The following is a 22,241-nucleotide window of genomic DNA, read 5'->3' on the forward strand; positions in this document are numbered from 1 at the left end:
GATCTCGACGTATTACGTCATCTACAACCGACAGATCTACGCGCGCGTAAAGCCCTATCTCGAGCGATTCGAGCGCGAGGATACCATCGACGCCCAGCCCGTTGAGTACGAGGATCACGCCGTCGTCGTCGGCTACAGCCGGTTGACCGGCGAACTCGCGGACGTCCTCGAGCGAGCGGACGCCGTCGACGAGATCGTCTTCGTCGAGGACCGCGCCGAGTACGTCGAGGAACTGAACGACGCCGACGCCGGCTTCATCTTCGGCAACGCCAGACACGGTGACGTCAGACAGGACGCGAACCTCTCCGGCGCCGACGTCGTCGTCAGCGCCGCCGAGCGGACGGACGTCAACCGCCGGCTGCTCGAGGACGCCGAAGACGCCCTCACGATCGTCACGGCGCCGACGGAAGCGGCGGCGACGCGACTCGCCGAAGAGGGCGCCGACTACGTCGTCGTCGGCCGCGGCCTCGTCGGCGCGGAACTCGCCGACCTGCTCGCCGACCTCGACGATCCGGACGCCCTCGAGTCGCGGCTCGCGGCGCTGAACGACCGCGCCCGAAGCGGGTCGCCGCGGCTCGCCGACGAGGCGGCGGGCGATCGCGGAATCGAGGACGAGCGTGAGAGAGACGGAGGTGAGACCGATGTATGAGATCCTGTTCGCGCTGACGTTGATTTTCGTTCTCGCGTCGATCCTGCTGATCGTCGCGGCCCAGAAAGGGCTCCCGGTGATCCCCTTTTACCTGCTCGCGGGGATCGTCGCCGGTGCGGTGATCGACGAGACCGAACTGCTCGACCTGGCCCAGTGGGGGATCGCGTTCCTCGTGTTCCTCTTCGGGGTTCACGTCGATTTCGAATCGGTTCGCGAACGCGGTCGCATCAGCGTCGCGGTCGGGACCGCACAGGCGCTTCTCGTCGGCGCGCTCACGTTCGGCGTCGGAACGCTGCTCGGCCTGGACGCGCTGAACGCGGCGTACGTCGCGATCGCCGCCGCATTGAGTTCGTCGCTCGTGGCGACCAGCTACCTCGACGGAATTCGGTCCGCCCGCCCGACCTACGAACGCCTCGCCGAGTCCATCCACTTCACCGAGGACGTCATCGGCGTCCTCGTCATCCTCGGCCTGAGCGCGTTCGTCTACGCCGAGACGCCGGCCGTCGAGCAGTTCGGCGTCGCGGCCGGCCTCCTCGCGCTCGCGTTGCTGATTCGGTACGTCGTCTTCCACCGCCTGACGGCGAAGCTCCGCGGCGACTCCGAGGTGTTGATGCTCGTCGGCATCTCCTTCGTCGTCGGCTTCATCGCCCTCGCCGAACTCGCGAACCTCTCGATCATCGTGGGTGCGTTCGCCGCGGGGATCGCCGTCGCCGACGACTACCCCCACTCCCTCGAGCTAGTCGACACCGTCGACGACCTGGAGGACTTCTTTACGCCCATCCTCTTCGTCACCGTGGGCGCGTTGCTCACCGTCCCCTCCCCCGAGTCGCTCGGCTACACGGCCGTGTTGCTCGCGGCGGTGCTCGTCGTGAACCCCCTGTTCGTCGCCGCGATCCTCGTCCGGAGCGGCTTCGACGGACGAACGGCGATTCTCACCGGGCTGACCCTCGATCAGCTCAGCGTCTTCTCGCTGTTCGTCGCGATCGAGGCGCTCGCGGCCGAGACGATCGCAAGACCGGTGTTCGACGCGATCGTCCTCGCCGCCGCGGCGACGATGGTCGTCGCGACCTACACCGGTCGTCACGCCGACGTGATCGCCCGCCGGCTTCGCGACCGCGGCGTCGTCGACGCGCTCGGCGAGTCCGTCGACGACCGCGCGCAGGTCGCCGACGGGATTACCGACCACGTGATCGTCGTCGACGTCGAACACGGCGGCTGGAGCGCCCTCGAGGCCTGCGACGCGCTCGACCGACCGGTCGTCGTCATCGAGGACAACCCCGCCACGTTCGAGACGATCCAGGACGAGTGCGACAACTACGTCTACGGCGACGTCGCCGACGAGCGCGTCTGGGAGCTGGCGCGCCTCGAGGAGGCCGCGGCCGTCGTCTCGCTGACGCCCGAACGCGACCGAGCCGAGGCGATTCTCGACCTCGAGACGGACGTCCCGCGGATCGTCCGCGTCGAGGAGACCGACGCGGCCGAGGAGTTCGTAGAACGCGGCGCCGCCGGCGCCATCTACCCCGACGCGATCGCGGCCGAACGCGTCGGCGACGACCTCGAGGCGCTGCTCGCGGGCGAGATCTCCCGCGAGGAGTTCGCGGAGCGCGGTCGGCGACACCTCGAGAGGGCGTCGGAGTAGCGCGATCGAACCGACAGACCGTGTGCTCTCCGGGTCCACTCTTTTGCCGATCCGCGTGGAACGAGACCTACTGGCCGACAGTACGGTGACGACGCCGAATCACGCATCCGTTTCGCATCCATGGACGACGAATTCCTTCCCATCGATTCCTACGGCGTTATCGGAAACGACGACCGCTGTGCCCTCGTCGGGCGCAACGGATCGATCGACTGGTGTTGCTTCCCGCACGTCGAGTCGCCGAGCGTGTTCGCGGCGATCCTCGATCCCGAGGCCGGCGGCCGATTCGCCGTTCGCCCCGCCGGCGAGTACGAGGCGAGCCACGAGTACGTCGAGCGGACGAACGTCCTCGAGACGACGTTCGAGACCGACGACGGTGCGGTGACGGTGACGGACTTCATGCCGATGGCGGGAGCCGAGGCCGTGCGCCACTCGAAGCACGATTCCAACGGCGACGGCGGCGAGGCCGAATCGACCGACGAACGGTTCCAGCACGCGATCTATCGCAAGGTCGAGGCCGTCTCGGGTGCCGTCGAACTGGACGTCGTTTTCGAACCGCGGTTCGGCTACGGACGGTCGACGACCCTCCTCGATCGCACCGACGACGGCGACCTCGTGGCCCTCGAGGACGTGGACGATCGCGAAGATAGGGTGGACGTGCCGAGAAACGGCGACGAGGGCGACTGGGCGCCGACGCCCGAAGACGACCGGACGCAAGATCACGAACGCGGCGTGCTCTACCTCCACTCGACTCCCGCCCTCGACCTCGAGATCGAGTCCGGCGGCGAGGGCGGGACCGAATCCGAAAACGAAGACGACGAGGGCGAGGCGCGAACCGAGCGCGGCGACGGGGTCGCCACGGCGACGGTGACCGTCGAGGACGGAGCGACCGAGTGGCTCTGTCTCCAGTACGGCGCGCCGAACCGGCGGTCTCCGGACGAGTACGAGACGCTGCGCGAGGAGACGATCGAGTTCTGGCGAATGTGGCTCGACAACTGCGAGGAGTCGGCGACGGACATCTTCGAGTTCGAGGAGAAGTGGCGGGACGTCCTCGTCCGCTCGGCGCTCGTGCTCAAGCTGTTGATCCACGACGAGACCGGCTCCATTCCGGCCGCGCCGACGACGTCGCTCCCCGAGGAGATCGGCGGCGAACTCAACTGGGACTACCGGTACAACTGGATCCGGGACGCGAAGTTCACCATTCAGGCGCTCCACAGCGTCGGCCAGACGACGGAGGCCGAGCGCTACTTCGAGTGGTTCCGAGAGATCGGCCACGAGACGCCCGCGGAGATCCAGCCGCTGTACGGCCTCCACGGCGAGTCCGACCTCGAGGAAGAGTACCTCGAGCACCTCTCGGGGTACCGCGACTCGACGCCGGTCCGGATCGGTAACGCCGCCGCGGAACAGAAACAACTCGACATCTACGGGACGATCGTCCAGGGGATCTACGAGACGATCCGCTACGAGAACGGGCTCACCGACTACGACTGGGAGTCGGTCCGCGCGTTAGCCGAGTACGTCTGTGACCACTGGGACGAACGCGGCGAGGGCATCTGGGAGTTCCGAGACCTCAACGAACACTTCGTCCACTCGAAGCTGCTGTGCTGGGTCGCCCTCGACCGCGCGATCCGGCTGGCCGACGAGTACGACCGCGAGGCGCCCCTCGAGCGCTGGCAGCGAGAGCGCGGCGAGATCCGGGACGCGATCGAACAGCGGGGGTACGACGAGGACCGCGAGAGCTTCGTCCAGTTCTTCGGCGCGGACGAGGCGCTGGACGCGACCGCTCTCCTGATTCCGATCTACGACTTCCTCCCGGCCGACGACGAGCGCGTCCAGAACACGATCGATACGATCCTCGAGGAGCTGACGACCGACGACGGGCTCGTGTTCCGGTTCGCGGACAGCCCCGCGCGGCCGCGAGAGCCCGGCGGGTTCGTCCTCTGTTCGTGCTGGCTCGTCGACGCGCTGGTCCTCTCGGGACGGATAGAGGAGGCAAACGAGATCTTCGAGAGCCTCCTCGAGCACACGTCGCCGCTCGGCCTCCTCTCCGAGATGGTCCACGCCGACGACGGCACCCTCCTCGGAAACTACCCGCAGGCGTTCAGCCACATCGGGCTGCTCAACAGCGCGATCTACCTCGCGAGCGCGAACGACACCGACCAGCTTCCACCCGAGGAACTCGAGCGCGGCGCGGCGTCGCCCCTGTTCCAACAACACGGCTCTTGATCGCGCGGTGGACCGGAAATCGAGAGCGAACGTCGCCGCTCGAACCATCGGATGACAACGCCGAACAACCGATTCCGAGAAGACAACGTATAACCGACGGTTGCCCGAACACGAAGAGGAACCCGTTTCTCCATGAGCGAAATCGCCCTCGCGGCCGACTTCGCGATCATCGTCGTCGTGGCGACGCTCATCGGTCTGATCGCCCGTCAGACCGGCCAGCCGACGATCATCGCGTACATCCTCACGGGGATTATCCTCGGCCCGGTCGCGTTCGATATCGTCACCGAAGAGGGACTCGTCGAACTGATGGCCGATCTCGGTTTCGCATTTCTCCTCTTCTTGCTCGGACTGAAGATGCGCTTCGAGGATATCCGCGAGATCCTCCCCGCGGTCACGAACGTCGCGTTCGGACAGACGGTCATGCAGACGGCGCTGGCCTTTCTGGTAGCGTGGGCGCTCGGCTTCGGCACCACCGAGATTCTCGTCATCTCGCTTGCGACCGTTTTCGGCGCGACGCCGATCATCGTCAAGATCCTCACCGACAAAGACGAGATCACCAGCCTCCCCGGAAAGATCGACGTCGGCGTCCTCATCGTCCAGGACATCTACCTCGTGATCGTTCTCGCGCTCTTTGCGGCCGACGACCTCGGCGGCGCGGGCGACATCGCCTCGACGCTCGGCGTCATCCTCGTCATGATGTCCTTTATCGGCATCTTCTCGCTGCTCTCCTCTCGGTACATCCTCCCGAAACTGTTCCGTCGCATCGCCGACAACAAGGACGTCTTCCTCATCGTCGCCATCGCCTGGGCATTCCTCTTCGTCGCCATCGCCGAAGGCGCCGACCTCGATCCGAAAGTCGGCGCCTTCCTCGCGGGCATCAGCATCGCGCAACTGCCCTACAGCAAGGAACTCGAGGATCGAATCACGCCGATCACGGACTTCTTCATCCTCGTGTTCTTCGCCACCATCGGCCTCCAGATCGACGGGCTCTCGAGCCTGCTTGCCTACTGGTGGGAGGCAATCGTCGCCTCGATCGTCCTGATGGTCGGGAACTTCTGGATCATGTTTTACCTCATCGACCGGGAGGGGTTCGACGTCGAGACCTCCTTCCTCGGCTCGCTCAACATGGTCCAGGTCAGCGAGTTCTCGCTGATCGTCGGCGCGCTCGCCATCGACCAGGGCTACATCGGTCCCGACGTGCTCGGCTACCTGAGCCTGATGGCGCTGCTGACGATGAGCGTCTCGACGTACCTCATCGCGTACAACCACGCCATCTACGAGCGCCTCGAGCCGTGGTTCAGTCGGTTCGAGTCCGGCGACGAGAAAGACGCCGAGATCAGCACGCACGAGAACCACGCCATCGCCATCGGCTACGACGAGATCACCGAACGCGCGCTCCCGCTGCTCGAGGAGCTGTACGGCGAGGTCGTCATCATCGACCGCCAGACCGATCACATCGAGGAACTCGAGCGCGAGGGGCGCTACGAGTACGTCTTCGGCGACTTCCGCCACACCGAAGTCCGCAAGGAGGCGAACCTGAAAGGCGCCGACTTCGTGCTCAGCTCGAGCGTCGAGCGCGAGGTGAACGAGGCGCTGCTCCGGGAGGTCGGCGAGGACGCGACCGTCTTCGTCGAGGCCGAGCGGATCGGCGACGCGCGAACGCTCTACGACCGCGGTGCGACCTACGTCATCATGACTTCACACCTGGCCGCCGAGAAGCTAAGCGAGTACATCGAACTGTACGTCTCGGATCGGGCGTCGTTCGACGACGCGGTCGCTCGCGACGTCGAGGGGATCCGGGCGCGGAAACGGGGCGACGACGAGCGATCCGGGGGGACCGAAACGGCCGCCGAAAGCGATTTCGGCCTCGAGCGCGATTTCGGCGTCGATACCGAAACCGGCACGGACGCCGACCGATCGTCCGGAGGTGAGTCCCGTGACTGAGGATCTGGTCATCGCGCTGGCCGTCGTCTTCGTGACGGCCGGCGTGCTATCGCTAATCGCGAATCAGTTCGGTCTCTCGCCGATTCCGTTTTACATCATCGCCGGTCTGATCGCCGGGCGATTCGTCACCGAAGACGAGATCATCATCCTCGCACAGTGGGGGATCGCTTTCCTCGTCTTCGCCTTCGCGATTCGGATCGACTTCAGCGACTTCGAAACCGTGCTTCGGGACGCCGAAGTCGCGGCGCTTACGCAACTGATCGTCGTCGCGCCGGTCGCGTTCGGCGTCGGCTACCTGTTCGGTGACCTCTTTGGCTTCGCCGATCCGGCGCGCAACGCCGTCTACTTCAGCGCAGCCGTCGTCTTGAGCTCCTCGCTGGTCGGCGGCGTCCTCCTCGGAAGCGAAATCCGACAGAACCTCGTTCACGGACGGCTGGCGTCGTCGGTCCACTTCTTCGACGACCTCGTCGCGATCGCGCTACTGTTGATCCTCAGCACCGAGGTCGTCACCGCGGACGCCATCGCCGCCCAGATCGGCTACGGCGTCCTGTTCGTCGTCGCCGGCCTGTTTCTCTACCGGCACGGGTTCCCGCTGCTCGTCCGCCTGGCCGACGGTGACGGCGAACTCGTCCTCGTGGGCAGCATCTCGATCCTGATCGCCTTTATCGCGGCCGCGGAGTACGTCGGCCTCTCGATCGTCGTCGGCGCGTTCGCGGCCGGCGTCGCCGTCCGAAGCGACGGGACGCAAGCCCTCGAGGTGCAAAACGGTATCAGCTCGATCACGGACTTCTTCGTCGCGATCTTCTTCGTGACGGTCGGCGCGCTCGTCGCGATTCCCGAGCCCGAAGTGCTCGTCATTGCGAGCGCGCTGATCGGACTCGTACTCTTCGTGAACCCGCTCGTTCACGTTCTCTCGTTCGTCTACGAGGGATACGACGCCCGAACCGCGTTCCTGGCGGGCTCGAGTCTCAACCAGGTCAGCGAGTTCGCGCTCATCATCGCCATCCAGGCGCTGTTGATGGGGACGATCGCCGACCAGCTCTTCGACGCGATCATCCTCGCCGCCGCCGTGACGATGGTCCTGACGTTCCTCGGTCGGCGGACCGAAGACGTCGTCTACGAGACCGTCGTCGCCAGGCTGTTCCGGGGCCAGCGAACGCGAAAGGTCGACGAGCGCAGTTCAGTCGACGACCTCGCCGATCACGTCGTCGTGGTCGGCTACGGCCGGATCGGCCGCCGGATCGTCGAGAAACTCGAGGAACACGACACGCCGTACGTCGTCATCGAGAACGATCCGGTCCTGTGGGGCGAACTCGACGTCGAGTGTCGCAATTACATCCTCGGCGACGCGCTGGCCGACTATCCCTGGGAGAAAGCGCAGGTCGGAGATGCGGCGCTCGTCTGTGCGACCGTCGACCACCGGCCGGTTTCGGAGACGATCCTCGCCCTCGAGACCGACGCCGACGTCATGCTTCGATCCGAATCGGCCGACGAAGCGAGCGAGTTACTCGAGGCAGGATCGACCCACGTCGCCGTTCCGAACGTTCTCGCCGGCGAGCAACTGGTCGGAACCGTCGAAGAACTCGCCGCGGGCGAGACGACCCCGGAGACACTCGAGCGCGAACAACTGGCGTACTTCCAGACGCTCGAGCGGTACGGGTTCGCGACGCGGGACGAGCGGGTCTGACCGGTGAATGGCCTACGGGCTCTCTTTTCGCTCCTCGACCGGCAGGGCGATGACGGGCCGCCGAGCCCGAGTCACGAGCTTGAGTGACCGATCGCCCGAGAGGAACTGGAGCAGCCGGTTCCCACCACGAGATCGGTACGCGATGGCGGTGGCGTCGACCTCGTCGGCCGCCTCGAAGATCGCTTCGACGACGTTCCTGGCGTAGGCCGTGTGATCGTCGGCGTCCGGAAACACCCTGCGAACGGCGGCGAACGATTCCGCAGCGATCTCCTCGGATTGCTCGACCGGCGTCTTGTCCGGAGCCCCGCCGCCTTTCTCGACGACGTGCAGCGCGGTCACGCCAGTCGGATCGTACGGTTCGAGCGCACGGGCAGTTTTCGCGGCGTCATCCTCGTGTGCGACCGGGAGGAGGACCTTCTCGAGGAGGTCGCTGGATTCGGGAGCTGATCCGTCCATATCGGAACAACCGGGAGCGGTGCCAAAATAGTTCGCCGCCTACAGACGGTGACCGCCTCACAGCTGCGTCGCGAATCCGGAATTGCTGGCAGCGAGCCAGAACGCGTCGTTCACACCGGGCCGCCGAAGTACTCGTGGACGATCAGTACGAGGAGCAGTCCGGCGACGAACAGCGGCGCGGCGACGGCCGTCGAAAGCTCGATCGCGTCCGCGAGACCGAGCGCGGCGACGACGAGCAAACCGACACCGACGGCGTAGATCGCGAGGTTCCGTCCGACGCGAAGAACTCGTTCGGTTTCGAACACGGATACGTCTACGTCTTTCTCGAGCGAGCGCAAAGAACTGCTGCTTCGAGCACCCGTCGCCGCTCAGCGCCGGTGCTGGAACTCGGGGTGGTCGATCGAGTTCAGTTCGGTCAGTTGCTCCTCGCGGAGGGCTTCCGGCGTCAGTTCGTCGTCGAGCACGCGACGAATCCGGGAGACCAGCTGCTTCCCGGCGAGGACGTCCGGCTGACTGACGTACAGCGCGCCCGCCTCGAGCAGTTCGAGGGCGATCGTCCGGTCGCTCGCTCGCAGCGTGAGATCCGCGTCGAACTCGAACGACAGGAGCCGTCGCGAGACGGGATCGGAATCGATCGTCGAGACGACGAGGCTCGCGTCGTCGACGTTCGCCTTCTCCCAGGTGTATTGCTCCATCGCGTCGCCGAAGACGTAGGCGTCACACTCCGCGACGACGGCCTCTCGACGGGCCGGGTCGTTCTCGATGACGACGTACGGCGTGTCGTCCGCGTCGCAGGCCTCGACCAGCTTCTGCCCGTGTCGACCGTAGCCAACGATGATGACGTGATCCACGAGCGGTCCCGTCACGTCGCTCAGTTCGTCGACCTTCCCGTGGTTGGCCGGGAGCAACCCGCGGTCGGCCAGCACGCGGTAGATCCGTTCGTCGTAGCGCTTCGTGAGACTCGAGACGATCATCGTCACCGCGGCGGCGAGGATGATCGCGTCGAAGACGGACTGGGTCAGCAGGCCGAGCACCAGCGCTTCGATCGCGATGATGAGCGCGAACTCGCTGACCTGGTCGCTGCTGAGACTTGCCAGCGTCGCCGACCGCGGTTCGTAGCCGCGGTAGAGCAGGATCGCCGTCGTAATCGCCGGCTTCACCACGACGGTCAAGAGAGCGAGTCCGCCCGCGAGGACCAGCTTTTCGACCGATTCGGACCAGCCGATCTCGACGAACGGCAGGACGACGAGCGCGCCGACCGTCAGGAAGAAGATCGCGACGAAGAAGTCCTTGATCGACTCGAGGCCGTTGAACAGACCCAGATATTCGACGGGATCGTGACGGACCGCGAGTCCGGCGGCGAACGCGCCGACGGCGACCGAGACGCCGGCGTACTCGGCCGCGCCGACGAACACGGCGAGCAGCGAGACGACCCCGAGGATCATGAGTTCGTCCGAGTCGCCGGCGAGTCGACCGATAGCGTCGAAGAGGTACCGGTTGACGAGGACGGCGGCGACGAGCAACGCCAGACCGGAGCCGAGCATCGTTGTGACGGGACCGGCGTCGAGGGTTTCGGCGCTCAAAACGAGCACGAACAGGATCGCGAGCAGGTCCTGGATGAAGTGGATCGACTGAGCCAACCGCCCCTGCAGGAGGTTCATGGTGATCTCCGTCCGCAACAGCGCGGTCCCGACGAGCGTCGACGAGAGCGCCGCCGCGACGCCGAGGAACAGCGCCTCCTCGAGCGGAACCCCGAGAGCCAGGCCGAGCCCGACGCCGAGCGAGCCGACGACGGCGATCTGGGCGAGCGCGGCGACCTCGCTGTCGCGGATCACCGATCGAACGGCCGAGAGGTCGATGTCGACGCCGAAGGAGAACACGAGCAGCGCGATGCCGTACTGGGCGAGTTCGAGCGTGAGCGCTTCGTCGATGAAAAAGCCGACGATGGTCCCCGCGATCACCAACAGCGGCACCGTCGGAAGATCGAAGCGGTTGGCCACCAGCAGGAACGGCCCCGCCACGATGAACATGATCGAAATCGTGGTGAGCAGCTCAGTCATCGAGATCACCTCCAAGTCGCTCGTACGTGTTCGGGAACGGATCCGAACTCTCGAGCAGTTCGACGTCGTCGTTGATCGCGTCCACGAACCGTTCGTCCTCCGCGAGGTACGCCCGGAGGTAGGACGCGAGTCTGTCGCCCGCGAGGTACGGGGTCATGATCACGCAGTGGGCGCCCCTGTCGTAGAGGTCGTGTGCGTCGTCGACGCGCTCGGCCTCGACGAAGACGGTCGCGTCCTCGCCGACCTCCCGGAGCAGCGCCTTGTTCACCGCGGGTTCGACCGACGACGAGAGCGCGAAGTCCGCCTTCTTTACGGCCGCATCCTTCCGGATCGTCGAGTTCCGGAAATCGCCGTAGATGGCGTCGTACCCTTCCTCCTCGAGGGTGTCGATGTGCTCGACCGTCCGGTCGACGACGACGACGTCCTCGTAGTGATCCGCGAGCAACGGCAGGGCGTTTCGCGTTACCTCGTCGTAGCCGATGACGACCGCGTGGTCGCGGTACTCCCGCTTGCCGCCCTCGAATTCGCCTTCGGACATCCACTTCGACAGCGTCGGCTCGACGCGCTCGAACAGCGGGTGGCTGAACTCGATGAAGTACACCGAGACGGCCATCGTGAAGATGGCGAGCAGCGTCATGAAGCCGAGCACCTCCGCGTCGATGAAGCCGCCCTCGAACGCGACGGCGGCGACGATGATGCCGAACTCGCTGACCTGGATCATGTTGATGCTGCCGAGGAACGTCGTCTCCGTGTCGAAGCCCTGCCAGTCGAGCAGATAGAGGAAGACGAGAAACTTGACCGGCATCAACACGAGCGCGGCGATCATTGCCTCCTGCCAGTATTCCAACAGCTGGGTCGCCTCGAGGTCGAGCGCGACGGAGACGAAAAACACCATGACGAACAGGTCGGTCAGCGGATTGACCCGGTCCTGGAGTTCTTTGCTGTAGGGCAACTGTGCGATGGCCAGCCCGGCCATGAACGCCCCCATTTCGATCGAGAGGTAGGCTTCGATGCCGAGCGGGGCCAGAAAGAGGTTGATGTTGTCGGAGACGAAGACGAACAGGAACGCCCAGGAGATGGCGATGAGGAAAAAGACCTCCTTGTTGTCGGCGATTCGTCGGAAGACGACAGGCAACACGGTCTGTGAAGCGACGACCGCCGCGACGGTGACGAGCGCGACGAGAACGAGCACGACGGCGAGCGTCGTCGCGACGTCGGCGAGTCCGTCAGGTCGTCCGGCGGCAAGCACCGCCAGGATAATGACGACGACGATGTCCTGGACGAGCAAGACGCCGACGTCGATCTTGCCGTGCAGCGAGGTCGCCTCGTCCTTGTCGGTGAGCATTTTGATAACGACGGCGGTGGAGCTGTACATCACGGCGAGACCGATCAGAAACGACTCGAGGGGATCGAAACCGAGCGCCAGCGAGAGACCAGCACCCGCAAGAAAGATCGCCGCCATCTGCGGAATCGAGATCTTGGCGATCGGCACGAGAATGTGCTGGATATCGTCGAGTCGCATCTTGATTCCGAGCAAGAAGAGCAAGAACGCGAGACCGAGTTCGGAGAGCAATTCGGTGAGTTCGCTGACTTCGACGACCCCGAGGGCCGCCGGGCCGAGCACCACCCCCGCCAGAATGTAGGCGATAATCGTCGGCTGGCCCGTCTGTTTCGCGACGAAGCCGGCGAGGGTCGCCCCCAGCAAAATAATCGCAAAGTCGACGGTGAGCACTATCTCGGAGACCATTCGTTCGAATCTTCTGTCGAATTCGATTAAGGGTACCGAAAGCGGTTCCGGTCTGGGGATCGGAGTCGGCGGGAACGGGGCGCGTCTGTGACTGCCAGGTCCGAACGCGTGTCGGTGCTGTCCGGACGGTCACGGCTACGCGATCGGCGAGGACAGGACGGGACGCTCCGCAGCGAGCGAGATTTACGTCGGGCCGCCGTAGCGACACGAACACCGATGGAAGACGCTCGGACGACCGACCTCACCGATCACGTTCTCCTCCTTGGGACCAGCGAGTTGACGACCATTATCGCCGACGAACTCGAGTCGACGACGCCGTTTCTGATCGTCGCGAACGACGGCGCACAGTCGATCGATCTCGAGTCGTCCGCACCCGTCCTGACGGGTGATCCGGGAAGTCGAGAGACGCTCGAGCGCGCGGGCATCCACGACGCGGCGGCCGCGATCGCCGCGGCCGAGAGCGACGCGCGCGACGCGATGTCGGTGCTGACGGCCCGCAAGACCAACCCCTCGATTCGGATCGCCGCGGCCGCGAGCAACGACGAGAACGTCGCCAAACTGGAGCGGGCCGGCGCCGACGTCGTGATCAGCCCGAACACGCTCGGCGGCCACCTGCTGGTCAAATCCGCCCTCACCGGAGCGTCGGCCGAAGCGGTGATGGACGGCTTCCTCGAGACCGATTGACCACCGGGCGGACCGAGACGGACTCGAGTCAGTCGGTCGACGAAAAGGGATACCTTCAATCTTCTCGAGTCCCCCGTGACGTGTATGCCACAGGCGGTCGTCTTCGACCTCGATTACACCCTCGCCGTACCCACGCGCGACCGGGCGACGATTCTCCGGGAGGCGACGGCCGCCGCCGACGCGCCCGCCCTCTCCCGCGAGGAGTATCTCGACGCACACCGTCGAAACCTCACGCGACAGAGTCGCGAGCCGATTTTCGCCGACCTCCTCGACGATCGGGAGACCGACGCGGATCCGTCGGCCGTCGCCGACGCCTACCGCGAGACGATCGCGGAGACCCTCGAGCCGTTGCCGGGCGTCGAGTCGATGCTCGCGGAGCTCAGAGGCGAGTACCGCGTCGGCCTGCTCACCAACGGTCCCATCCGCGCCCAGCGAGACAAACTCGCGACGCTCGGCTGGGAGGACGCCTTCGACGCCGCGCTCGTGACGGGCGAACTCGAGGCCGGCAAGCCGGACCGTCGCGCCTTCGAGGCGATTCTCGCGGAGCTGAACGTCCCGGCCGAGGAAGCCGTCTACGTCGGCGACGAGGTCGAAGCGGACGTCCGCGGAGCGACCAACACGGGGATTGACGCCGTCCAGGTCCTCCTCGAGGACGGCCCAGCTCCCGATCCGCGGGCCGTCGACCACGTCGAGCAGTCGGCGATCGCAGCCGAACTGCCGGCGATCGTCGCCGGACTCGAGCGCGACGACCCGTAGCGCCCGCTGTTGGCGGGCCGTCGAGACCGGGCTGAGCCGCTTCTGGACTGTTCTGGTTTGAGACACACTCTCCCGTCTCGCTCGCAGTGCTGTGCCGCCGAACGCCAGGCGACGTATAAATTATAGTGGCTATTTTACCACTCAAAATTATACGTATAGTCACGAAATACAGAACATCTGTTTATTTTATTCATTTTATAGGGGAAAGCTTATATCGGAAACAGGGAATTACAGGATCGTATGGCACGCGATACTGCGGTACCGGATGATGGCAAAAGCGGTGGGAACAGCCCTCGAGCAGGGGATAACGCGGATAATAACACGATAATTGACCGTCGGTCGTACCTGAAGCTAGCGGGTGCGACGACCGCGGCGGCGGCCAGCGCGGTCGGCGTCGCAAGCGCCGGCGGCGACGGCTACGACGTGATCACGACCCGCGGACAGACGATCAGACTCGGCAACGAGACCTGGGAGAACAAACTCATCGACTGCCGGAACGGTCGCGGAATCACGATCGTCGTCGAGGGAGCGGCGACCATCCGAAACGTCGGCCTGAAGGGGCTCTTCCGTGGTGGGAGCTTCATCTTCTCGATTACGAACACCGGCGGCACGGTCACGTTCGAGAACGTCTACCTCGGCGACGGAGCCAACAAGTCCGGCGAGAGCTTCGTCCACGGCCCGGGTGCGGTGTTCTACCACCGCTCGGCGAACTGCCGCGTCGAGTTCAAGCGGATGAACGTCCAGGGCTTCCCGAACAACGGCTTCTACTGTTCCAACACCGCCCACGGCGGCAGCGTCCACTGGGAGGACTGTTACGGCAAGAACAACGGCGTCTCGACGTTCCGGTGTGCCGGTCGCAACGACAGCCTGAAAAACTGTGTTGCGTACAACGACGGCACCGACTACTCGACGAGCAACGGCAGCTGGGGTAACTACAGCGAATCCCACGGCCGTCCGCTGTGGGTCTGGTCGCCCGGGACGACGAACGTCGAGGACTGTCACTTCGACGCCGGCTCGTACCCGAGTGCGGTCATCACGCACAGCGGCGGGTCGGTCACGCTCAACGGCGGCGCCGTCTCCGGCGGCACCCAGGGCAGCGTCCGCCAGAACGGCGTCGGCTCCAACCCCGACCTCTCGGTTCCCGAGGGCGTCCCGACGTCGGCCGAGGAGGCCGCCGGCGGCGAACCCTACGTCGAGCCGTGGACCGACCAGTACGGCGTCGAGTACATCTACGAGGTCGAAAACACCAGCGACGAACCCGTCGACTACTACCTCCAGGTCAGCGAAGGCGGCTTCCAGCGTCTCGACTACGAGGGCGCGGTCGTCGACGAGGACCTGACGTGGACCGGCGACGACAAGGCCGCCGGCCGCGTCGAACCCGGCGACACCCACTGCTGGGGGCTCGACGAGTGGCTCGTCGACGTGACGATCGAGGACGCGGCGAACGCGGACGCCCGCGTCAACGAGTCCGCGTCCAGCCTCGAGTGGTACCCCCGCGACGGCGCGGACGGCGACGAGTGGAAGAACCTCGAAGCGTTACTCGGCCTCGAGGAAGAGACGGACGAAGACGAGGACGAAGACGAAGAGAAACCGCCGGAGTTCACGTACGAAGTCGAGGCTAACGAGGACGACGTCGAATACTTCCTCGAGGCCAAGGAGGGCGCCGATTTCCGCCACGACGAAAACTCCGAACTGATCTACGTCTCCGAGGACGGCACCCGCGCCGCCGGCCTCCTCGAGGAGGGTGAAACGCACGCGTTCACGGGCTACAACGTCGACGCGCCCGCGATGCTCGACGTGACCATCCGCGGCGACGGCGCCGGCTACGTCAACGACGAGGAGTCTGCCCTCGGCTGGTATCCGCGTCCGGACGCCTCCGGCGACGACTGGAAGGACCTCGACGAACTGCTCGACCTCGACGATCAGCCGAAGTTTACCTACGCCGTCGAGGCCAACGAGGACGACGTCGAATACTTCCTCGAGGCCAAGGAAGGCGCTGACTTCCGCCACGACGAGGACTGCGAACGACGCTACGTCTCCGAGGACGGCACCCGCGCCGCCGGCCTCCTCCGGGAGGGTGAAACGCACGAATTCACCGGTAACAACGTCGACGCGCCCGCGATGCTCGACGTGACCATCCGCGGCGACGGCGCCGGCTACGTCGACGGCGAGGAGTCAGCTCTCGGCTGGTACCCGCGTCCGGACGCCTCCGGCGACGGCTGGAAGGATCTCGACGAACTACTTGAGGAACCCGACCGCGAGAACACGATCCTGATCGACGGCGTCGGCGCCCGCGGCGAAACGAAATACGAGTTCCGCGTCAGCGGCTCCATCGAGTCGACGTCGAAACAGGGCGCCTCGATCGACGGCGACACCGAGATCAACGGCGACACCGCCAGTGGCTACCTCAAGGGCTGGCGAGACGCCTTCGCGTTCAGCGGCGACCTCGAGTCGGTCACGGTCGACGGCGAGGCGAGCGTCTCCGTCAACGGCGAGGAGATCGACCCCAGCGAGTACGGCGACGAACACGACCACGTCCTGACGCTCGTCGGCGACGGCTCGGAGACGGACTACGAGATCAGCGTCGACGGACACATCGAGACGATCGCCTGGGACGCTTCCTTCCGTAACGCCTCGATCGAAGGCGATCAGACGGCGGTCGGCTCGATCGAATCCGGCTACCAGCGGTTCCGCTACAGCGGCTCGATCACGGAACTCTCGTTCGAGAACGGCTCGCCGTCGGTGTACGCCGACCGCGAGCGCCTCGATCCCGACGACTACTAACGTCGACCGGTCGCTCGATCGCGCCACCGTTTCGGGTTCGATTCTGCGTTCGCTTTTCACCGATCGGGTCAGTCCGTCCGCGCCTCGAGCGACCGAGCGACGGCTGCGACGACGTCCGAGGCCCGTTTGACCGCGGCACCGCTCTCGACGAAAACGAGCGTCCGTGGCGGCTCGGTCGCCGTCGGACGAACGCGCAACTCGCCGTCCGCTGCGGTCTCCGCGGCGACGTCTTCCGCGGCGGTGACCTCGAGTCGGGCGCGTTCCTCGTGGACGAACACCTGCGCGACGACGTCACCATCGTATTGTACATCGTACGCGCGCGAGCCGTCGACGGTCGGCTCGACGTCGCGGTCGGCGTTCGTGACGGCGATCGACGCGAGGCCGCCGTCCTCGCGGCCGTCGAGTTCCGAGGCCAGCAGTTCGGCGATCCGTCGACCGTCGGTGATCCGAGATTCGACCATACGCTCACTCGAGTCGCCGGGGCCTAACGCGCTTCGACTCGGACCGCGTCAGAAGGCGGACTACGCCGGGTTACCGTCGTCGCCGTCGCCGTCGCCGTCGACGATCGCCGAGCGAGCGACGGGAGCGAGGTCGTCCACCTCGAGTCCCTGCCGGCGGGCGTAGACGACCGCGGCCGTCTCGATCGTGACGCCGAGTTCGCCCTGCAACGCGTTGATCGCGCCGACCGCCTCGTGTTTCTCCATACCCTCCGCGACGAGCGCGTCGAGCACCCGTTCGAACGCCGACCGCTCCCGCAAGAGGTCTTCGTCCGGGACGAACTCCTCGGGAACCGTCACGTCGGCCGGGTCGAACGTCGCCGCCAGGGCGCCGTCGGACCGCTCGAGGAGCCCCTCGCGGGTCGCGACGTCGATCAGGCGTTTCGCCTGGTCGGGCGAGAACCAGTCCCGGTCGAGCGAGAGCGCGACGACGAACTCGTTTTCCTGTAGCTGGCGGGTTCCACTCTGGATGAACGGGGCGGCGACGGCGACGCGGAGGCTCATCGAATGTGGATGACCGACGACGGCGAGATAACGGTGGCGGTTCGCTCGCCGTCGGGGGTCCACGAAACCGACGCCCGGACCAGCGTCAGTCCGAGGCGCGGCCGCTACCGCCGTTTCGGTCGGCTCGAGACGGCGGCGGGAACTCCGCGGGGGTCGGGTCCGGCTCCGGCCGCTCGGGAAGGACACACCGTGGGGCTTCGCGGTTGACGTGGCGGTAGCGCTCGGGTTCGTTCGCGAGCGGGTGGGCCGGATTCTGGCTGCTGTCGATCCGCGCGGCTCTGACGGCGCCGAAGCCGCTGAGCCGGGCCTGAATGCCGCGCCAGTGATACCGCGACGCTTGCGGGATCGAGACGGGGCGAGGCGGCGTTCCGTCCGGGTGGTTCGCCGCGAGAATGGTGCTGTTGACGTTGCTGGCGAGCGCGTCGTGGTCGATGAGGACCCCGACGCGGGCGTCTCGCGGTGCGCGGGCTGCCAGTACGTCGAGCCCGAGGTGCAGCGCCCGGTACTCGGCAACGTTGTTGTCCGGCGGCGTGTCTGTAGTCGCGACGCGGGCGACGCGCGTCCCGTCGCGCGTTTCGATCACGGCGCCCAGTCCACCGCCCGACTCCCGAAAGGACCCGTCGGTAGCGACGTAGAAGTCCCGATGATGAGTTCGCGGGGGATGAGCGATGTGTGGGGTGGGCGACTCGTCGAACAGATCCCGCAGTGCGGACCGGCCGTGAGCGGCCATACGGCCGACTAAGTGATTGTCCAACTTAACTATTCTGTCCGTGATAACAACCAACACATTACTGGCCAGAATGGTTTACATCCTTTAGATTGGTGTTCGCATGGAAAATGTGATCCACTAGTTTTATAACATACTGGATTATTTTCTATGTGGTATGAAGGGTGTTACCAGCGGACGGATCGATCGACGAACGCTCCTACGGCTTACTGGTGGGGCGGGAGCGACGGCAGGGCTCGGTGCGCTTGCCGGCTGTCTCAGCGATCCCGACGGCGACGACGATGATAACGGCGACGAACTCGACCTGGATACGCTGACGATCACGCAGGGCGAGTTCCCGGACGTCGAGGACCCGAACGACCACATTACGGGACCGTACTTCAACGTCTACGACCACGTTTACGAACCCCTCTTCGACGTTACGCCGGGCGAAGAACCCGAGGGACGCATCGTCGAAGACTGGGAACACGACGAAGACGAGCGGACGGTCGAACTCTCGATCCGCGACGACGTCGTGTTCCACCAGGGACAGGAGCTGACTGCCGACGACATCGCGTTTACCCTCGAGCGCCAGATCGATGGCGACGTCCCGCCGGCCTCGGATCAGGTTGCGGGGCTCGGCTCCATCGAAGGCGCCGAAGCGATCGACGACACGACCCTCGAGCTGTCGTACGCCGGTGCGCCACAGCTCGCCGAATTCGAGTTCGGCAACTACCTCCGGGCGGTCAGCCAGGGGTGGTTCGAAAACGACGCCCCGACGGTCGACGGCGTCATCTCCGGAGACGACGAGGAGGCCTTCAACGGCACCGGTCCGCTCCAGGTCGTCGAGTACAACCCTGGACAGAACCAAATCGTCATGGAACCGTTCGACGATTACTGGGGCGAGGTGCCGAACGTCAACGAGGTTATCTTCGAAGGCGAATCCGACGACGGCGGTCGCGTGAACTCGCTGTTAGCCGACGAAACGAACTTCATCGACAACATCCAGCCCAATCAGGTCGGAAACGTCGACGAAGAGGACGACTATCGAGTCGAGCGGGTGGTCTCGTTCCGCAACATCTTCCTCGCGATGAAAAGCGAGATCGAACCGTTCGACAGCCAGGAGTTCCGGCAGGCGATGAACTACGCCGTCGATAACGAGAATATCATCGACGAGATCCTCAACGGGCTGGGATCACCGATGTCACAGCCGACGCCACCCGAAGTCAACGGTCACAACCCAGATCTCGAGCCGTACGACCACGACCTGGACGAGGCGGAGTCGCTCGTCGAGGACGCCGGCTACACCGAGGACGATCCAGCCGAAATCACGCTTACTGCGCCCGAAGGGCGATACTTAAATGACACACAGGTCGGCGAACGCGCGGCCAGCCAGATCGACGAACTCCCCAACGTCGAGTGTGACTTCGAGGCCGTCCCGTTCGACGTGGTCTCCGATGCGAACTCCACCGGGCCCGACACGGACGACATTCCGTTCTTCCTCATCGGATGGGGCGTGATCACCGGCGACGCGGACTACGGCATGTTCGGCTTCTTCCACGACGACGGCGGCGTCCAGAACATCCGCGACGATGAGCTTCAGACCGCGCTCGAGGAGTCACAGGTCGAAGAGGATCCCGAGACCCGAGAGGAAATGCTCCAGGATCTCAACGAACTCGCACGAGAGAAAGCGCCCTGGGTGTTCCTCCATCAACAGGAGAACGTCTACGGGATCGACGCCGACATCGAGTGGGAGCCCCGCGAGGACGAGAGCGTTTTCGTCTGGGAGATGAGCTAACCTCCGGAGAGACACGGAACTAACTTAACTTTGAACGCGAGATTCGAACGTGAGAGACGATGACACTCGTAATCGACAGAGGAGAACGACGTAACTGCGATACGTGAGTTGAATGTCTTCTGGAAAATTCTTCGTACGACGGCTCCTTCAGGGAGTGTTCGTCGTGTGGGGTGTAGTCACCATCACCTTCGCTTTGCGGGCGCTCTCCCCGGGCGATCCGGTAAATCTGATCGCGGGACAGGTTCCCGACCAGGCGACGCGAGATCAGATCGAACAGGATCTCGGGCTCGATCAACCGATATACGTCCAGTATTTCGACTATCTGGGTGATCTGCTGACGGGGAGCCTGGGCTATTCGTACAACCAGCGACGAGCGGTCTCGGATATCGTCGCCCAACACTTCGCGGCGACCGTCGAACTCGCCGTGGCGGCGACGGTCGTCGCGCTCGTTATCGCGATTCCACTGGGCGTCGTCAGCGCGACGCGCCGCAATCAACCAGCGGATTACGGCGCAACGTTTGGATCGCTCATCGGGATCAGCACCCCGAACTTCTGGCTCGGGATCATGCTGATCCTGATCGTGGCCACGCAGGTCGGCTTCATTCCCACGTCGGGCCGCGGAATCGCGTTCCACGAGGCGGTGTACTCGATCTTCCGGTACGGATACGTCGGCCACCTCTTCGAGTGGTTCACCTATATCATCCTGCCGGCGATCACGCTCGGAACGTACTTCACGGCGCTGATCACGCGGCTGACCCGAAGCGGCATGGTCGACGAACTCGGGAAACCGTACGTGACGGCGACGGAAGCGAAGGGGCTGCCGAAAACGCTGGTCCGGTACAAACACGTCCTTCGGAACACGCTGATCCCGATTATCACGGTGCTGGGGCTCCAGCTCGGAACGTTGATGGGCGGCGCGGTGATTACCGAAGAGGTGTTCAACTGGCCCGGATTAGGCCAGACGTTCATCACGGCGCTCAGAAACGGTGACTGGCCGGTCGTCCAGGGTATCGTCCTGTTCATCGCGGTCGCGTTCGTGGTGATCAACATCTTCGTCGACGCGCTCTACGCGCGGCTGAATCCGCAGGTGAGTGACGAATGATTTCCGATCGAATCAAGGCAAATCTGACGAGCGAGTTTCGACAGAGCGTGCTCGCGAAACTGGGGGTCGTGCTCCTCCTTTCGATCCTGCTCATGGGACTGTTCGCGCCGGTGTTAGCGACGCACAACCCCCACGAGCAGGGCCACACCAACGACGCTGGCGCTTCGTACCCGCCGTATGGTCTCTCCGACGAAGTACCGATGTTCGAGGACGGTGACATCACGTACCACTCCGTCGACGGAACCAGCGAACACCTCCTCGGGACGAACGATATCGGACAGGATATCTACTCCCGGTTCCTCTACGGCGCCCGGACGTCGCTGCTCGTCGGTCTCTCCGGGACCCTTCTCGCGACTGCGATGGGCGTTCCCGTCGGACTGGTAGCGGGCTACTTCGGTGGCCGCGTCGACGACGGTCTCATGCGGGTTGCGGACGTCATGCTGGCGTTCCCGTCGCTCGTCCTCGCACTGGCGTTGATGGGCGCGTTCGGCCGCGGAACGATCGGCATTCCCGATCCGATCGTACTGGCAGGGTTTGCCGATGGAATGCCCGAAACAGCGACGTTCCCGGGGATGGTCGTGGTGGTGGTCGCGCTCGTTACCTGGGTCTGGTTCGCACGCGTCGCCCGCGGCGAGGCGATGGCGATACGCAACGAAGAGTACGTCAAAGCGGCGCGGTCGCTCGGTGCGAGCCACGCCACGATCATGCGAAGGCACGTCCTACCGAACAGTCTCACGCCGATCATCGTGCTCGCGACGATCCAGGTGGCGGCGATTATCCTCCTCGAGAGTTCGCTCTCGTATCTCGGATTCTCGGGAACGACGCTCTCGTGGGGGTACGAGATTCAGCGCGGGTACGATTATCTGCCCAACCAGTGGTGGATTGCCACCATTCCGGGAATTGGCATCGTCCTCGCCGTGATCGGCGTCAACCTGATCGGCGACTGGCTACGGGATGCTCTCGACCCGAACATCGAGGGCGAAGGCGGCGGAGGTGCTGGCTGAC

The 22,241-nt window shown here is 64.9% G+C and carries 19 protein-coding genes (1 of these 19 running past the window's edge); 12 read left to right on the plus strand and 7 right to left on the minus strand.

The features are described 5' to 3' along the window. From C493_RS23800 to C493_RS08780, 6 genes are all read left to right on the plus strand, one after another. Positions 1-50, plus strand: partial view of a cation:proton antiporter gene (locus C493_RS23800; protein ID WP_241430890.1) — the 3' portion only. The gene continues 1,051 nt to the left of window position 1, outside the view; only the last 50 of its 1,101 coding nucleotides appear in the window; the start codon falls outside the window, past its left edge; its stop codon occupies positions 48-50. A 92-nt stretch (positions 51-142) separates the two neighbouring features. Beyond that, positions 143-649: an NAD-binding protein gene (locus C493_RS23805; protein WP_241430891.1), complete on the plus strand. Its 507-nt coding sequence runs from the start codon at positions 143-145 to the stop codon at positions 647-649. Beyond that, positions 642-2,288, plus strand: a complete 1,647-nt coding sequence (locus C493_RS08765; RefSeq protein WP_007259070.1) for a cation:proton antiporter — start codon at positions 642-644, stop codon at positions 2,286-2,288. The genes C493_RS23805 and C493_RS08765 overlap by 8 nt, the downstream gene beginning before the upstream one ends. A 120-nt stretch (positions 2,289-2,408) precedes the next feature. Beyond that, positions 2,409-4,511 carry a glycoside hydrolase family 15 protein gene (locus tag C493_RS08770; protein WP_007259071.1) on the plus strand — a complete coding sequence of 701 codons (2,103 nt, stop codon included), beginning with the start codon at positions 2,409-2,411 and terminating at the stop codon, positions 4,509-4,511. 132 nt (positions 4,512-4,643) lie between these two features. Continuing rightward, positions 4,644-6,455, plus strand: coding sequence for a cation:proton antiporter (locus C493_RS08775; protein WP_007259072.1), 1,812 nt, complete (start codon positions 4,644-4,646; stop codon positions 6,453-6,455). Further along, positions 6,448-8,142 carry a cation:proton antiporter gene (locus C493_RS08780; protein ID WP_007259073.1) on the plus strand — a complete coding sequence of 565 codons (1,695 nt, stop codon included), beginning with the start codon at positions 6,448-6,450 and terminating at the stop codon, positions 8,140-8,142. Before C493_RS08775 ends, C493_RS08780 begins: the two co-directional genes overlap by 8 nt. A 12-nt stretch (positions 8,143-8,154) precedes the next feature. Here C493_RS08780 and C493_RS08785 read toward each other — a convergent pair whose 3' ends face one another. The 4 genes from C493_RS08785 to C493_RS08800 all read right to left on the minus strand — a co-directional run bounded on the left by C493_RS08785 (position 8,155) and on the right by C493_RS08800 (position 12,405). Then, positions 8,155-8,598 (minus strand): universal stress protein, encoded by a 444-nt coding sequence (locus tag C493_RS08785; RefSeq protein WP_007259074.1) that lies wholly within the window; start codon positions 8,596-8,598, stop codon positions 8,155-8,157. Positions 8,599-8,708: 110 nt separating this feature from the next. Next, positions 8,709-8,903 (minus strand): hypothetical protein, encoded by a 195-nt coding sequence (locus C493_RS08790; protein ID WP_049889256.1) that lies wholly within the window; start codon positions 8,901-8,903, stop codon positions 8,709-8,711. A gap of 63 nt (positions 8,904-8,966) precedes the next feature. Further along, positions 8,967-10,658 carry a cation:proton antiporter gene (locus C493_RS08795; protein WP_049889237.1) on the minus strand — a complete coding sequence of 564 codons (1,692 nt, stop codon included), beginning with the start codon at positions 10,656-10,658 and terminating at the stop codon, positions 8,967-8,969. Continuing rightward, positions 10,651-12,405 carry a cation:proton antiporter gene (locus C493_RS08800; RefSeq protein WP_007259077.1) on the minus strand — a complete coding sequence of 585 codons (1,755 nt, stop codon included), beginning with the start codon at positions 12,403-12,405 and terminating at the stop codon, positions 10,651-10,653. Before C493_RS08800 ends, C493_RS08795 begins: the two co-directional genes overlap by 8 nt. A gap of 216 nt (positions 12,406-12,621) precedes the next feature. Here C493_RS08800 and C493_RS08805 point away from each other — a divergent pair, with 216 nt between their 5' ends. From C493_RS08805 to C493_RS08815, 3 genes are all read left to right on the plus strand, one after another. Then, positions 12,622-13,089, plus strand: a complete 468-nt coding sequence (locus C493_RS08805) for an NAD(P)-binding protein (RefSeq protein ID WP_007259078.1) — start codon at positions 12,622-12,624, stop codon at positions 13,087-13,089. A gap of 84 nt (positions 13,090-13,173) precedes the next feature. Then, the gene (locus tag C493_RS08810; protein ID WP_007259079.1) at positions 13,174-13,845 is read left to right on the plus strand and encodes an HAD family hydrolase; all 672 of its coding nucleotides are present in this window, start codon (positions 13,174-13,176) and stop codon (positions 13,843-13,845) included. Between the two features lie 240 nt (positions 13,846-14,085). Beyond that, on the plus strand, positions 14,086-16,629 hold the full coding sequence (locus tag C493_RS08815; protein ID WP_152421122.1) for a hypothetical protein: 2,544 nt from the start codon (positions 14,086-14,088) through the stop codon (positions 16,627-16,629). A gap of 68 nt (positions 16,630-16,697) precedes the next feature. Here C493_RS08815 and C493_RS08820 read toward each other — a convergent pair whose 3' ends face one another. The 3 genes from C493_RS08820 to C493_RS08830 all read right to left on the minus strand — a co-directional run bounded on the left by C493_RS08820 (position 16,698) and on the right by C493_RS08830 (position 18,360). After that, a complete protein-coding gene (locus C493_RS08820; protein ID WP_007259081.1) occupies positions 16,698-17,090 on the minus strand; it encodes a hypothetical protein in 393 nt (130 codons plus the stop codon). 60 nt (positions 17,091-17,150) lie between these two features. Further along, the gene (locus C493_RS08825; protein WP_007259082.1) at positions 17,151-17,630 is read right to left on the minus strand and encodes a DUF2240 family protein; all 480 of its coding nucleotides are present in this window, start codon (positions 17,628-17,630) and stop codon (positions 17,151-17,153) included. An 85-nt stretch (positions 17,631-17,715) separates the two neighbouring features. Further along, positions 17,716-18,360, minus strand: a complete 645-nt coding sequence (locus C493_RS08830; protein WP_007259083.1) for a ribonuclease H family protein — start codon at positions 18,358-18,360, stop codon at positions 17,716-17,718. Positions 18,361-18,514: 154 nt separating this feature from the next. On the opposite strand from C493_RS08830, the gene C493_RS08835 reads away from it, so the two are divergent. The 3 genes from C493_RS08835 to C493_RS08845 all read left to right on the plus strand — a co-directional run bounded on the left by C493_RS08835 (position 18,515) and on the right by C493_RS08845 (position 22,240). Then, positions 18,515-20,134: an ABC transporter substrate-binding protein gene (locus C493_RS08835; protein ID WP_007259084.1), complete on the plus strand. Its 1,620-nt coding sequence runs from the start codon at positions 18,515-18,517 to the stop codon at positions 20,132-20,134. 112 nt (positions 20,135-20,246) lie between these two features. Further along, positions 20,247-21,236 (plus strand): ABC transporter permease, encoded by a 990-nt coding sequence (locus C493_RS08840; RefSeq protein ID WP_049889238.1) that lies wholly within the window; start codon positions 20,247-20,249, stop codon positions 21,234-21,236. Next, the gene (locus C493_RS08845) at positions 21,233-22,240 is read left to right on the plus strand and encodes an ABC transporter permease (RefSeq protein WP_007259086.1); all 1,008 of its coding nucleotides are present in this window, start codon (positions 21,233-21,235) and stop codon (positions 22,238-22,240) included. The genes C493_RS08840 and C493_RS08845 overlap by 4 nt, the downstream gene beginning before the upstream one ends. Position 22,241: the final 1 nt, after the last annotated feature.

Source organism: Natronolimnohabitans innermongolicus JCM 12255 (assembly GCF_000337215.1).
Lineage (GTDB): Archaea > Halobacteriota > Halobacteria > Halobacteriales > Natrialbaceae > Natronolimnohabitans > Natronolimnohabitans innermongolicus.

Coding starts and splice junctions, on each gene's coding strand:
- C493_RS08765 (WP_007259070.1), top strand. CDS start 642: ATGTATGAGATCCTGTTCGCGCTGACGTTGATTTTCGTTCTCGCGTCG.
- C493_RS08770 (WP_007259071.1), top strand. CDS start 2,409: ATGGACGACGAATTCCTTCCCATCGATTCCTACGGCGTTATCGGAAAC.
- C493_RS08775 (WP_007259072.1), top strand. CDS start 4,644: ATGAGCGAAATCGCCCTCGCGGCCGACTTCGCGATCATCGTCGTCGTG.
- C493_RS08785 (WP_007259074.1), bottom strand. CDS start 8,598: ATGGACGGATCAGCTCCCGAATCCAGCGACCTCCTCGAGAAGGTCCTC.
- C493_RS08795 (WP_049889237.1), bottom strand. CDS start 10,658: ATGACTGAGCTGCTCACCACGATTTCGATCATGTTCATCGTGGCGGGG.
- C493_RS08800 (WP_007259077.1), bottom strand. CDS start 12,405: ATGGTCTCCGAGATAGTGCTCACCGTCGACTTTGCGATTATTTTGCTG.
- C493_RS08805 (WP_007259078.1), top strand. CDS start 12,622: ATGGAAGACGCTCGGACGACCGACCTCACCGATCACGTTCTCCTCCTT.
- C493_RS08810 (WP_007259079.1), top strand. CDS start 13,174: ATGCCACAGGCGGTCGTCTTCGACCTCGATTACACCCTCGCCGTACCC.
- C493_RS08815 (WP_152421122.1), top strand. CDS start 14,086: ATGGCACGCGATACTGCGGTACCGGATGATGGCAAAAGCGGTGGGAAC.
- C493_RS08820 (WP_007259081.1), bottom strand. CDS start 17,090: ATGGTCGAATCTCGGATCACCGACGGTCGACGGATCGCCGAACTGCTG.
- C493_RS08825 (WP_007259082.1), bottom strand. CDS start 17,630: ATGAGCCTCCGCGTCGCCGTCGCCGCCCCGTTCATCCAGAGTGGAACC.
- C493_RS08830 (WP_007259083.1), bottom strand. CDS start 18,360: ATGGCCGCTCACGGCCGGTCCGCACTGCGGGATCTGTTCGACGAGTCG.
- C493_RS08835 (WP_007259084.1), top strand. CDS start 18,515: ATGAAGGGTGTTACCAGCGGACGGATCGATCGACGAACGCTCCTACGG.
- C493_RS08840 (WP_049889238.1), top strand. CDS start 20,247: ATGTCTTCTGGAAAATTCTTCGTACGACGGCTCCTTCAGGGAGTGTTC.
- C493_RS08845 (WP_007259086.1), top strand. CDS start 21,233: ATGATTTCCGATCGAATCAAGGCAAATCTGACGAGCGAGTTTCGACAG.